Origin of the sequence: Streptococcus parasanguinis (assembly GCF_901875555.1) — a bacterium.
GTDB classification, from domain to species: domain Bacteria; phylum Bacillota; class Bacilli; order Lactobacillales; family Streptococcaceae; genus Streptococcus; species Streptococcus parasanguinis_H.
Genome location: NZ_CABFMD010000011.1, coordinates 59913 through 73339, shown reverse-complemented (window position 1 = coordinate 73339; position 13427 = coordinate 59913). Strand labels below are relative to the sequence as shown.

The window sequence follows — 13427 nt, the reverse complement described above, 5'->3', positions numbered from 1 at the left end:
AAAAGTGCAATTTGTCACAAAAAGAGGAAGGTTTATTTTTTTTGAGACAGGCTATTCAGCTGCTGGATGCTCTTCAGCCCTTTCATCTCCTGAAGGGTGATTTCGGCTATACACGATCCCACTTAAATGCCACCACTCGCGAAGGATAAACATCCAGTAAAAAGCCTGACACAAGTAAAATCCCCAATACAACTGAAGAAGGTCAATTTGAACCGTTAATGAAAATAGAGTGTAGATCAGGATGATGCTACAGGAAACAAAAAGCAAGAGCGATTGAAGGTGCGCCAGTATAGGAAGTCCTATTTTAGTGAGAATAGACCGAAATACAATTGCAACGGCCGGAAATACAAAAAGAATCACGAGTGAAATGGTGAAATAAGAATTAAGAAGGCCTTCGAACTCTTTGGCATTGTAGAGAGAATGGTCACCTAGGAAGATCGTAAACTGAGACGAATCATTTTCCCCTATTTTTGGATGTATATAAAACGGTGACATCAATAGGATCAAAACATAGGCCGTAAATAAGCCAAGCTGACTCATTAAATGATGATTAAATTTTATTTTTCCTTTTACCATGTCTACTTTCACCCCCTAACCTTTCCATTCCGAATTTCAACAGTCTCAGATACTTGTTTACCATCATCGAACAGGCCATACCACCCATCTGGTAGAGACCTAATTGCCAAGTAATGCTTCAAAACCGATTTAAAATCATTCCCAGATTCTTTAAATCGACTCAAATTTTCAGGTGAAATAATTTTTACATAAATATCCCCAGATTCGATAAAACTACTAAACGAAACATCATACCATCCACCAAGAATTTTTGACTCAGTATGAGGTATGCCATTCTCATATTGCTCCATCAAACTGAAATAATTGTTATCTCGTTTCTTAAAAGGGGGTAAGCTTATTTCAATCAAAGAGCCGCTAAAAGCACTATACTCGTTCATTTTTTTATCTAATTCTGCTTCAAGCTCGAGTCGCTCAGTACTGAATTCAAAACCCTTCTCAATAATGGGCAAATAGGATCTTTCAAAATCATCATAGGTATTTTCTATTCCTTGGTTTTCAGCCATATCGATCTTATTGAAATAAGGCATCACCAAGTGCTTAAATCTGATTGATTTTTTCAAGGGAATTGAAACTTTTTTCCCTTCGATCATTTCAGAATAGACAAAATTCACATCCGGACCGGCATTGGGCCGAGTCCAAGAGAAACCTGTAATCTGTATATCTCCCCGAAAATTTCTACTATCATAGAAACCTTTTAGGTTAGCATCTAAATTTCTATAAAAATAGAATCCTAGAAACAGTAGGAAGCAGACAACTACTAGAACAGCTTTTGACCGATCACTAATCGTCGTCTGGCCCTTCTTGAAATGTTTTTTCAAATTCACGTTCCAACTCTTCTTCAACTCTTTTCTCCTTTATAACTTTTTTAAATTCTTCAGCATTCTGAATGATTTCTTTCTGCCCACTCTTTGTATAAGGAGCACTAATAGACCAACTGAAATGATCTGCATCAGGAAACAAACTCTTGATGACAGTTTTTTCCTCCTCCATAGTGAGGTTTTGCTTTAGAATCAAGAAATGACGATATTTTTTTAGTAGGGTTAAGAGTTTACTATCCTTCACCTTCACACCATTGCGATCTAATCTCTCCGTAGAACTTGAGGAAGTTTCTACTTTTTCATCCTCATCATATTTATAATTTATCCAAGGCAGCCCTACAGTCGTTTGACTATTATCCTGACTGTATTTTTTTGTCTCGAAAGTTGGTATAGGCAGGATTTGATAAAGGCCACCGTAATCAAAATTAACAATCATTTTTGGATCTGTCTTTGCTATTTCTCCCTTGTTCAGATTCACAAATAGGAGATTATATTTTGTAACATTGAAAGCTACATACTCATCTTTTCCATCTGTAAACATGGTACTTCGCATATTTCCTTCAATCGTGTCGTAGCCCATTTTCTGAACGAGTTTTAAGACATCGATGGTATGACCCTCTCCTTTTTCTTGACCCAATTTATAATACCGAATTCTAAAATATTGATTTGCATCTTTTTTCTTTTCTTCGCCACTGAATAGTTTAGAATCTTGAAAAGCTAAATATTGATGTCCTACCGCATAGTCCAAACTGTTCCAATCTTTATCATCTTTTTTAAACGAAAGAGCTATAATTGGAAATCCGATCTCCTCTTCATCAATGGTGACGTAATCCGTCAACCGTTGTCCTCTGCCAACATAATCATAATTTCTCTCATTAACAACATAAGCTGCTTCTTTTAGGTAAAAGAAAGACCAGATACCACCAACCAGTAGAATAGTCACGGCAACTAAGGAAAAAATATGCCACATTTTCCAAGAAAAGTTCTCCAGCTTTTTCATCTTTTTCTTCCTCTCATTGGTTATTCTAATTATTATATCATGATTAAAACTATTTTTCTTCCGGTATAAAAAAATGTGAATTATCATTGCACAATAAAAGAGCCCGATGGCTCTGGTTTCTCTCACTTTAATCTTTCTGACAGTCGGGGCAAATGCCATAGACCGTCATCTGGGTCTTGGTGATCAAATAGCCACTCTGACTGGCGGCTTCTTCACGAAGATCAGGCACATCGATTTCAACATCGGCAATGCGGCCACATTTTTCACAGACAACATTCAAATGTTCATGGCCCATGAAATCGAAATAGGTCGTGGTATCGTTGCGAACCTTGATCTCAGAAACAACACCCTCGTCTATCAAAACTTTGATGTTGTTATATACGGTAGCCAAACTCATACCTGGGAATTGAGGCAACAAATCGCGATAAATCTTCTCAGCACTTGGATGTTCATGACTAGCTACTAAGTAAGCTAGAACGGCTCTGCGGGTATCCGTTATCCGAATGCCCTTGGTACGCAGACTCTGCAAGACTTCTTCTACACATTCTTCTTCCTTACGATGCAATGCGTTCACTATGTTTCCCCCTTCCTAAAGTTTGTTTGGTTCAACCGATCACTTTATTATAACATGTTTCAAGCTAAATTCTCTAGTTAGAATGATTTTTTTAATCTCTATCGTTCAATCTTCGTGGTTCGAAATGTTTAGCTGTGAGAAAATACCTAAAAACAGCTATTCTACCTTACTCTCAGCCGATCCAACTGGTCATCCACCGTACGGTTCCTAGGATCATTTTAACCACGAGGATCATAAAACAGAATTCCAGTACGAACCACAGTCCTTTTAGAAGATACAAAATAGGTCGGATAAATAAGAAGGCTAGTAATCCTAAAATCAAGCGCATAGCGGATCCTCTTTTTCTTTTTTCCTATTATACCCTTATCCTATAGAGCTGTCCAACAAAAAAACCACCCTAGAAATCTAGGATGGCTTTTCAAAATGCAATTATTTAACTGCTTCTTTAAGAGCTTTACCAGCTTTGAATGCTGGAACTTTAGAAGCTGCGATTTTGATTTCTTTACCAGTTTGTGGGTTGCGACCTTTACGAGCTGCACGTTCACGAACTTCGAAGTTACCGAAACCGATCAATTGAACTTTTTCACCTTTTGAAAGGTATTCTGAAACTGCTGCGAATACTGCATCAACAGCTGCTGCTGAATCTTTTTTAGTCAATTCTGTAGCTTCTGCCACTTTTGCGATCAAATCTTGTTTGTTAGCCATTTAACAAATCCTCCAATTTTTTTTAGGCTTTACGCCTTAACAGTACTATAATATCTAAAAAAAGCCTTTCGGTCAAGTACTAAACCTGTTTTTTCAAACATTTATTCAGCTTATTCGTAGCGTACCAAAACTGCAAATGCATTCTCACCTGTGTGGGTTTGAATAATCGATCCTGTTTCCAGAACAGGGATTGCTTTTTCAACAAGCGATTGCAACTGAGCCTTCATTTCATTGGCCCACTCTGGTGTCCCTGCGTAAGAAATCCCGATCTCAGCCACCTTGCTATGGGATAGTTTCTCTACCAATTCATCCAACCATTTTTTAAAGGTCTTGTTTCCACGTCCCTTGACGATTGGTTCCAACTGATGGTCCTTCATTTGCATCACCACACGGATGTTAAGAAGCGAGCTCAAAAGTCCTGAAACACGGCCAATCCGACCACCTTTAACCAGATTTTCCAAGGTAGATACGCCGATATACAACTCGGTCTTTTCCTTGACTTCTTCAATACGAGCTAAAACGGTGTCTAGATCTGCTCCTTCTTTAGCCAACTTAGCTGCCTCAACCACTTGGAACTTCATGGCTTGGTCTGTAAAGCCACTATCAATCACTGTTACTTCTGCACCTGACAAGGTTGCCCCTTGGCGAGCCGCCTCTACTGTTCCTGACAAGGCACGAGACATATGAATCGAAACGATATGAGCTCCGTCTGCTGCTAGGTTTTCATAAATCTCCGCAAAGACTCCAACGGGTGGTTGGCTGGTCTTTGGAAGATTTTTGCTAGACTGCATTAAGCGCAGGAAGTCCCCTTCGCCCAACTCACTGTCGGAATAAAGGACTCCATCCACCATAACAGAAAGCGGCACAATGGTGATGCCATATTCTTCAACCACTTCAGGCTCAATTGTAATAGATGAGTCTGTCACTATTTTAATATTTGCCATATATTCCTATACTCTTCCTAAGAATGTTTTGCTTTCATTATATCAAAAAACACAGGGTTTTGCAGTGAAAGATATCCATTCCTGCTCCCTCAATCGTCTGCAGCAGAAAAACCTGTATTGTGAAGGACATGGTCTTGGACGATGCCTTGATCATCCAAGAGCAAACCATGGAGAACACCACCATAGACAGCGCCTCCATCGACGCCCATTTTCTGATCTGAAATCCAAAGTTTTTCAGTACCGATCGGTTCCTTGAGTAAACCATAGACCGGAGTATGTCCAAAGACGATCCATTTTCCTGTATGGTTTTTAGCCTCATGGAATGGTTTTCGGATCCAGACTTTTTGATAATCACTGGTTTCCCGCCAATTTTCAAGGGTTAGATCCACACCAGCGTGGACGAAGTAATAGGTCTCTGTCTCGTAGTCAAAAGGCAAACTGCGTATGAAGGCAACCAATTCAGGAGCAGCATGCTCAACTGCTTGGGCATCCGCAATCCCATCCACAGGAGTATCGAGTGGTCGACCTAAAAGTGAATTGATGGTCGTATCCCCACCATTTCTTCGGTAATGATCATAACGCTCTTCTGGATGGTCCAACCAAGCTAAAAACATGTACTCGTGATTCCCGGAAAGGCAAATAGCTCCGTGATGGTCTACGTAGTCCTTTACGATTTCAATCGATCGTTTGCTGTTTTCGCCTCGATCGATCAAATCCCCTAAAAATACCAATTGAGCTTTTCCATCCCACTCTGTCATGAGCTCTTCTAGCATTTGTGCTTTTCCGTGAATATCTCCGACTACAAAGTATGTTGACATTGTTTCAAACCCTCTTTCTCTTAACGCTTGAGAAGTTGCTCTGCCTGTTGACGGGCAGCTTCCGTTAGATCCTCTCCTGCAAGCATCTTGGCAATTTCTTCGATTCGTTCTTCTCTATTGAGCAAGCGCACAGTCGATACAGTTGAGTGTGCATCACTGATTTTTTCAATATAGAATTGATAATCCGCTGCTGCGATAACTTGAGGTAGGTGCGAAATAGCTAGCACTTGGCCATTTTGACCAATCTTATGAATTTTCGCTGCGATCGCTTGGGCCACGCGCCCAGAGACACCTGTATCCACCTCATCAAAGACAATACTGGTTTTTCCTTCTTTTCGAGAAAAAGCAGACTTAATAGCCAACATCAAGCGAGATAATTCCCCACCGGACGCTACCTTGACAAGGGGTTTAAAGTCCTCACCTGGGTTGGTCGAAATATAAAATTCGACCGCTTCATTTCCCTCACGATTGAACTTAGCCTTGCTAAAGCGCACTTGGAAACGAGCTTTGTCCATGTAGAGGTCTGCTAATTCTTGTTGGATTTCATTTTCCAAAGCTTGGCCCAATGCATGCCGCTGATCACTCAAATCCTGAGCCAAGCCTACCAGGCTTTTTTCTAAGCCCTTGAGTTCTTTTTCCAGATCCTCAGACGAAAGATTGCTCCCCGTGAGGAGGCTATATTCTTTGGTGATTTGCGCTAGGTATTCCAGAACATCTTTGACTTGGCCACCATACTTGCGCGTGATCGAGTGGATCAAGTCCAAGCGCGATTCGACCTGGATGAGATGATTGCCATCAAACTCCAGACCATCGACCACGTCTTCGAGGCGCTTGGTAATGTCCTCAAGGGCATAAAAGGTTTCCGCCAACTGGCCTGAGAGCTCTTTGTAGATTGGATCATATTCTTCGATACTTTCCAGATCATTCATGGCTGATCGAACATTGGTGAGGCTAGAGAAATCTTCTGCATCTAGCATGGTATAGGCATTGGTGAGAGTATCGGCAATCATTTTGTGATTGAGTAATCGTTGGCGTTCTTGCTCCAGACGCGTATCCTCATCCACTTCCAAGGCAACTGCTTCAATCTCAGCAATTTGAAACTCAAGCATTTCAATCCGAGCCTTGTTTTCCTGCTGGTTTCGCTGGAGTTCCACTACTTGTTTGCGCAGGCGTTTGTAGTCTTCAAAAGTCTGACGGTAAGCGGCTTTGGTTTGGAAAAAGCTGGCATCCCCAAATTCATCCAGCATAGCGATATGCAATTGGGGTCGCATGAGTTCTTCCTGGTCATGCTGGCCATGGATATCCACCAAATGTTGCCCTACTGCCTTTAAGACAGACAAATTCACCATCTGACCATTGATTCGACTGACACTCCGGCCATTTTGCAAGATCTCACGACGAATGATCAATTCATCGGTCCACTCTAGCCCCTGCTCTTCAAAAAGAGCCGTCAGGTGACGATTGCTCTCCACGGTGAAAAGACCTTCGATCTCCGCTTTTGGGGCTCCATGTCGAATGACATCCGTCGTTGCACGGCTTCCCAGCATCATGTTCATGGCATCGATAATGATGGATTTTCCGGCACCTGTTTCCCCTGTCAGTACCGTCATTCCCTTCTCAAAATTTAAGGAAATCTCTTCGATAATGGCAAAGTTCTTAATCGAAATTTCTAATAGCATCGGCTCTTACCACCCAAAGATTGATTTGAGGATATTCTCTGCTTCTGGAGCGGAATAGGCGATCAACAAGATCGTATCATCATCTGCAACAATACTAAAGATATGGTTTTTGTAGATATCTCGCAAGCGACGTTTGACTAGGGGAGCTGTCCCTGGAACCATGGTGAAATTGACATACTCTCCCATACGGCGATGAGACAAGATATTGCTTTCAATCATCCCGATCCCTTGGTGGTGCTTACGTGGCAATTCATAGACATAGGTCATGTCTTTCAGAGGGCGTTTTACGATGCCCAATTCTTTGATATCCCGTGATACCGTCGCTTGGGTTGCTGAAATGCCTTCTTCTTTCAAATGTTCTACGATTTCTTCTTGCGTCCCTACTTCATGATCGCGAATGAAGCGACGAATTTTTTCCAATCGGATATTCTTACTCTTCATGTTTAAATTCTCCATGTGCCTGATCTACCACAGCTTGAAGCTCTTCAGTAGTCGGCATTCTTTTTTCTTCTTTCTTTTCTAAATACATTAAAAATTCAATATTGCCATGGCCTCCTTGAATAGGAGAATAGTCCATTCCCATCACAGAAAAACCATGTTCCCCAGCAAAAGTGGCAACTTTTTCAAGAACTGCCAGATGAACCTTGGGATCCTTTACGATACCGTGCTTGCCAATCTGCTCACGTCCTGCTTCAAACTGAGGTTTGACTAGGGCCACCACTTGCCCATGATCCGCCAAAATCCGATGAAGGGCTGGCAGAATCAAGTCCAAGGAAATAAAGCTGACATCGATACTCGCAAAGCTCGGTGTCGCTTCAAAATCATCTGGCTGGGCATAGCGGAAATTGAACTGTTCCATCGAGACTACCCGAGGATCATTGCGCAATTTCCAAGCCAACTGATTGGTCCCGACATCGACTGAAAAGACCTTACTAGCACCGTTTTGCAGCATAACATCTGTAAAGCCACCGGTAGAGGCCCCAATATCAATTGCGATGCGACCATCTACAGACAGACCAAATCGCGTCAGGGCCTTTTCTAATTTGAGTCCGCCCCGACTGACATACTTGAGCTTTTCACCTTTTAGTTTCAACTCGGTTGCTTCATCAATTTTTTCACCCGGTTTATCGAAGCGCTCCCCATTGATAACGGCAACGACAAGGCCGGCCATCACCCCTCTTTTGGCTTGTTCGCGGGTGTCAAACAGGCCTTGTTTATAGGCTAATACATCCACTCTTTCCTTAGCCATCTATTCGTAATCCTTCTATTAATTTCTTGATTGCTTGCGGATCAAAGTCGCAAGCAGCTGTAATCTGATCCAACAAGTCCTCACAAGCATCCAATTCTCTTTCAAGCAAAGCTTTTGATTCTTCCAATCCCAAGAGGGCTGGATAAGTCGATTTTTCTGCCACTAAGTCCTTTTGAGGGGTCTTGCCCAGAGCTTCAAAATCAGCGACCAAATCCAAAATATCATCCCGTACTTGAAAAGCCAGGCCTAATGTTTTCCCGATTTTTTCTAAGAGCTGACCAATGTCTGCTCCTAGTTCTAAAATAGACCCCGCTGCAATAAATGGATAGGCGAGGAGTCGTCCTGTCTTATTGGCATGGATGGTCTGCAACTCTGCTAGTGTGAGCTGTTTGTGCTCCCCTTCCATATCAAGGACTTGGCCAGCGACCATTCCACGACTACCAGAAGAATCTGACAATTCAAGGATCAAAGAGACCTTGACTGCATCTGAAAGGTCACTCGCAGCAATCATTCCAAATGGATCGAGGAAAAGTGCATCTCCTGCTAAAATCGCTAAGTCTTCTCCAAATTTCTTGTGGTTGGTTAATTGCCCCCGACGGTAATCATCATCGTCCATAGCAGGCAGATCATCATGAATGAGGCTGCCAGTATGAACCATCTCCAAAGCTCCTGCCACTTGAAAATGGGCATCCGTCAAATCCTGACCAAAAGCTTCTAACAATTCAAGAAGAAGCAAGGGGCGCAGGCGTTTGCCACCGGCCTGGATCGAATAAAGGACTGAGTCCACTAAATGGGGAGCGACCGTTTTTTCCTCATAAAAAGAGCGAATGGCTTCTTCTACTCTGTTTCGTTTTTCTTCTTGTCTCATGCTAGATCTGCTTCAGTGCCGTCTGCTTGCATGACCTTGACCAAAGTTTTCTCTGCTTGATCTAAGGTATCTTGCAATGCTTTTGACAACTTCATTCCTTTTTGAAATTCTGTAAGGGCCTCTTCTAGAGCCACATCACCACTTTCCAATTTTTGGACAATGGCTTCCAAATCTGCTAGATTTTCTTCAAACTTTTTTTCTTTCGACATGTTTTACCTCTACTTCTAACTGACCATCTCTCATGATGAGGGACAGCGGGTCTCCTTCTTTTACTTTCACCACCGAATCCAATACTCGATCGTCTTCCTTGACCATGGCATAGCCACGCGCAATAATCCGGCTGGTATCCAGCATCAAGAGAGCCTCAGATAAGCTTTGTACCTTGACTTTTTGCTCTTTTAAGATTTGTTCCATTCGGTTGGTTAAGATGCGCTTATCTTGGAGGACACGATCCTGATAGCGCTCGATACGATGCAGGGGAGCAGTTGCTTCTAAACGATGACGCAGAACTTGCAGCTGCGTTGCCCCTTGTCCATAAACTTCGCGCATCCCTTGTTTCAATCGCAATTGCAACTGGTCAATCTTTTGCAAGTAGCCATCATAGAGTCTCTCGGGCTGTCTAAAAATAACGGATTGGCTTAATTTGGCCAACCGTTCACGGTTATAGGCCAAGCGATTGGACATGGCCGTTGCCATGCGGTTCTCCTGCTTTTGTAAATGGGACAGCAAGTCTAATTTGGTCACTGGAGTGGCCAATTCAGCTGCTGCTGTCGGAGTAGCGGCTCGTCGGTCCGCTACAAAATCTGCTAGAGTCGTGTCTGTCTCGTGTCCAACACTGGAGATAATCGGGATCCGTGATTCAAAGATCGCACGCACCACTGCTTCTTCATTAAAGGCCCAGAGGTCTTCAATCGAACCACCCCCACGACCGATGATCAAGACATCCAAATCCTCCCGTTGGTTGGCCCTTTGAATATTGGCAACTACCTCACTGGAGGCACCTTCTCCCTGGACCTTGGTCGGGTAGAGCACAATGTCCACACCAGGAAAACGACGGCTCACCGTTGTGATAATGTCGCGAATCACAGCCCCACTTTGACTGGTGACCACCCCAATCTTTCTTGGAAATTGTGGCAAAGCCTGTTTCCACCGTTCCTGAAAGAGCCCTTCTTCCGTCAACTTTTTCTTGAGTTGCTCAAATTGGATAGCTAAGGCCCCTATCCCATCTGGCTCCGCCTTTTCGATGACAATGGAATAACTGCCACCTGGTTCATAAAGCTGAATACGGCCAATGACGTTGATCTTCATCCCTTCTTCCAGCTCAAAACCAAAACTGCGATACACCCCAGCCCAGACAGTGGCCTGAATCACAGCCTTTTCATCCTTTAGGGAAAAATACTGGTGGTTGGGACGCTTTCGGAAGTTGGAAACCTGACCCGTCAGATAGACCCGCTCCAAATAGGGATCCTTATCAAATTTTAATTTCAAATATTTGGTCAAACTTGATACGGATAAATAGTTGGACATGTGAACTCCTTTCTGCAGAATATGATCAATTTTAATTATACCAAAAAACGCTAAAAAAGGCTGGAAGACAAAGCGAAATCATGAATTTCCTTTCTCTACAAGCCACATTTTATTCAAGCTGCTTTCTACTGGTCTATTTTAAACCAGCTTCCTTATTTTTCAAACTTCTCTAATCGTTCAATAAAGGAGCTAAGAAGTGCTTGGGGTTCCCCTTCATTTGGATATTCTAGATAGAGAGTCGGAATTGCCATGAGACCATTCCCAAAAATTTTCTTTAATGAAAACAAGAACTATTCAGGATACAACAAAAAGACAAGTCACAAGACTTGTCTTTTCTTCTTTAGGAGATTTTTGTGTCCCTATTTTTGATAGGTTTTCACGACCAATTCGACCCCTTCATCTGCCGTGAGGGTATAGACGGGATTCTCAGTCGTTTCATAAAAGGTCATCGAGAGAGTTTTACCATCCACAAATACTTCAATTGAGTTGGTATCTCGGAGAATTGAAAAATGATGTTCTTTTTCAGGATCCAACTGAATCCATCTCGATTGAAATGCTGGATTTTCTTTCCCAGAAATGGGGTGCCCAAATTGGTCTCGATTCAAGCTAAAGCGATTTTGAGAGGCATCATACCTCAATTGTAGGGCACTATCAACATCGGATTCATCCCCATATTTTAGGATAAAGGAGCGACCTGATTTGGAATCTATCTCAAAAAAGGTTTGTTTCCCTCTAGTCGGGATCATGATTTGATTGCCCTTAACAATGGTTTCTGGTGCATTCTCTACAAGAAAGTGATTTTTCACAGACTCAGGTAGCTCCTGAACCAATCTTCCGTCTTTTAAGCCTAATTTTCTAGGAACCGTCATACTTCCTGCCCAACCATGACCTAAGTCATGACTAGGGATGGAACGTTGCCACATTTGCATCCAAGCAACCATGTATCGTTCGCCATTTGGCCCTTGACAAGTTTGAGGAGCATAGAAGTCCAAGCCACCATCAATTTCATCATATGAATCGACACAAAAATGCCCCGATTCCCAATTCATGTCACCGATAAAGGCAACTGTCGAATTTAAATTCCAGTATTTTTCTTGCTGTCTTTCCATTTCAATGGGAGACATAATCAAGACCCATTTGCCATCTAAAGGGAAGAAATCAGGACACTCCCACATGATACCTTGCCCTTTTTCACCTTCCAGTAAGACTGATTTAAAGCTCCAGTCCTCTAGATTACTTGACGCAAACAAGAGAATTTGCCCTCGATCATCTACTGTTTTGGAAGCAACTACAGTATAATAGATTCCTTGGTATTCAAAGACTTTGGGATCACGAAAATCAGCAATATCTGCTATACCCTCGATATGCTGCACATGAATCACTGGATTAGTGGGGATTTTTTCAAAGGTAATGCCATCCGTCGATACCGCAAGACACTGAGTTTCTTCGCGCTTTTCCTCATCGTCTACATGACCCGTATACAGCAAGTAGAGCTTGTCGTCTTTCACGATAGCACTACCCGAGAAGCAGCCATCCTTATCATAGCTTTCACTTGGCGCTAATGCTACTGGCAGTTCTTCCCAATGGAGAAGATCTTTTGATTTGGCATGCCCCCAATGCATGGGCCCCCAAACACTATCATAGGGATAAAATTGGTAAAATAAATGGTATTCCCCACGGAAATAAACAAAGCCATTAGGATCGTTCATCCAGCCAATTGGAGGTAGTAAGTGAAAGGATCCTCTATATTGCTGGTCAACCTTCTCCCTGTTTTCATCGATATACTGATTCGCTTTTCGAATAGTTTCCTTCATCCTTATCACCTACTTAATACCTGTACCAGATCCACCTAAACCTTGAATAATATATTTTTGTGCTACGATATATACTAGAATAAGTGGAATTGTAGAAATTGTCAAAACAGCCATTACTTGATTGATATAAACTGGTTGAGTTGTATTAATGGTTGTAATCGCTACCTGCATTGAAAATTTTGAAGAATCTGTTAAAACCATCAACGGCCAGATATAATCATTCCAACTAGAAATAAAGGAAAGAACACCGACTGTTGCAACTGCTGGTTTCGACATCGGCAACATAATCTTGAAAAAAATCCGCAGGATACTTGCACCATCTATTTTTGCAGATTCGATAATTTCTTCTGGAATGGCAATAAAGAAGTTCCGGAAAAGATAGATATTAAAGACACTAGCTAATCCAGGAATAATAACCGCTAAACGATTATTGACTAAGCCAAGGGAATTAATAATTGTAAATTGAGGAATCAACACTGTTTCAATCGGAATGATTAACAATGCCAATAAAAAGCCAAATAGAATTTTTTTACCTGTAAAATTAATTTTTGCAAATGCAAATCCCGCTAAGGCATTTACTATAATAGACCCCAGTGCAAATGTTCCTGCATAAAAAATACTGTTCCCTAAGTATGTTAGAATACTAAAACGTGAAAGAACTTCTTGGTAAGGTTTAAACCAATCAGCTGGATTAAAACTAGGTAAGAAAGCTTTCCAACTTGTTAAATTTTTATACACATCTGCTTCTGGCTTCATTGCTGAAACTACCATCCAAATCATAGGAAATAGAAAGAGGCCTGCTAATAGAATTAATAAAACATATTCTAAAATAGTAGTCGGTTTTAAACGTTTCAT

15 protein-coding genes are annotated in these 13427 nt (G+C 41.9%); all 15 read right to left on the bottom strand.

Annotated features, from left to right (window positions below):
* Positions 1-51: 51 nt before the first annotated feature.
* The 15 genes from JX304_RS03095 to JX304_RS03025 all read right to left on the bottom strand — a co-directional run bounded on the left by JX304_RS03095 (position 52) and on the right by JX304_RS03025 (position 13427).
* Positions 52-576, bottom strand: coding sequence for a hypothetical protein (locus tag JX304_RS03095; protein ID WP_205011214.1), 525 nt, complete (start codon positions 574-576; stop codon positions 52-54).
* A gap of 8 nt (positions 577-584) precedes the next feature.
* A complete protein-coding gene (locus JX304_RS03090; RefSeq protein ID WP_205011213.1) occupies positions 585-1400 on the bottom strand; it encodes a hypothetical protein in 816 nt (271 codons plus the stop codon).
* Positions 1357-2394 (bottom strand): hypothetical protein, encoded by a 1038-nt coding sequence (locus tag JX304_RS03085; protein ID WP_205011212.1) that lies wholly within the window; start codon positions 2392-2394, stop codon positions 1357-1359. Before JX304_RS03085 ends, JX304_RS03090 begins: the two co-directional genes overlap by 44 nt.
* A 127-nt stretch (positions 2395-2521) precedes the next feature.
* Positions 2522-2968, bottom strand: coding sequence for a Fur family transcriptional regulator (locus JX304_RS03080; protein WP_205011211.1), 447 nt, complete (start codon positions 2966-2968; stop codon positions 2522-2524).
* 429 nt (positions 2969-3397) lie between these two features.
* Positions 3398-3673: an HU family DNA-binding protein gene (locus tag JX304_RS03075; RefSeq protein WP_003006038.1), complete on the bottom strand. Its 276-nt coding sequence runs from the start codon at positions 3671-3673 to the stop codon at positions 3398-3400.
* Between the two features lie 110 nt (positions 3674-3783).
* Complete coding sequence (locus JX304_RS03070) at positions 3784-4617, bottom strand: DegV family protein (protein WP_205011210.1); 834 nt, start codon at positions 4615-4617, stop codon at positions 3784-3786.
* A gap of 89 nt (positions 4618-4706) precedes the next feature.
* Positions 4707-5435, bottom strand: coding sequence for a metallophosphoesterase (locus JX304_RS03065; RefSeq protein WP_205011209.1), 729 nt, complete (start codon positions 5433-5435; stop codon positions 4707-4709).
* A 20-nt stretch (positions 5436-5455) separates the two neighbouring features.
* Positions 5456-7114: a DNA repair protein RecN gene (gene recN, locus JX304_RS03060; RefSeq protein ID WP_205011208.1), complete on the bottom strand. Its 1659-nt coding sequence runs from the start codon at positions 7112-7114 to the stop codon at positions 5456-5458.
* A 6-nt stretch (positions 7115-7120) separates the two neighbouring features.
* A complete protein-coding gene (locus tag JX304_RS03055) occupies positions 7121-7555 on the bottom strand; it encodes an arginine repressor (RefSeq protein WP_187540843.1) in 435 nt (144 codons plus the stop codon).
* Positions 7545-8363, bottom strand: a complete 819-nt coding sequence (locus JX304_RS03050) for a TlyA family RNA methyltransferase (RefSeq protein WP_205011207.1) — start codon at positions 8361-8363, stop codon at positions 7545-7547. The genes JX304_RS03055 and JX304_RS03050 overlap by 11 nt, the downstream gene beginning before the upstream one ends.
* The gene (locus JX304_RS03045; RefSeq protein ID WP_205011206.1) at positions 8356-9231 is read right to left on the bottom strand and encodes a polyprenyl synthetase family protein; all 876 of its coding nucleotides are present in this window, start codon (positions 9229-9231) and stop codon (positions 8356-8358) included. Before JX304_RS03045 ends, JX304_RS03050 begins: the two co-directional genes overlap by 8 nt.
* On the bottom strand, positions 9228-9440 hold the full coding sequence (locus tag JX304_RS03040) for an exodeoxyribonuclease VII small subunit (RefSeq protein WP_200772203.1): 213 nt from the start codon (positions 9438-9440) through the stop codon (positions 9228-9230). Before JX304_RS03040 ends, JX304_RS03045 begins: the two co-directional genes overlap by 4 nt.
* Positions 9418-10758: an exodeoxyribonuclease VII large subunit gene (gene xseA, locus JX304_RS03035; protein ID WP_205011205.1), complete on the bottom strand. Its 1341-nt coding sequence runs from the start codon at positions 10756-10758 to the stop codon at positions 9418-9420. Before xseA ends, JX304_RS03040 begins: the two co-directional genes overlap by 23 nt.
* 359 nt (positions 10759-11117) lie before the next feature.
* On the bottom strand, positions 11118-12572 hold the full coding sequence (locus tag JX304_RS03030; RefSeq protein WP_205011204.1) for a glycoside hydrolase family 32 protein: 1455 nt from the start codon (positions 12570-12572) through the stop codon (positions 11118-11120).
* Positions 12573-12581: 9 nt separating this feature from the next.
* Entirely contained in the window at positions 12582-13427 is an 846-nt protein-coding gene (locus JX304_RS03025; protein WP_205011203.1) for a carbohydrate ABC transporter permease, read from the bottom strand.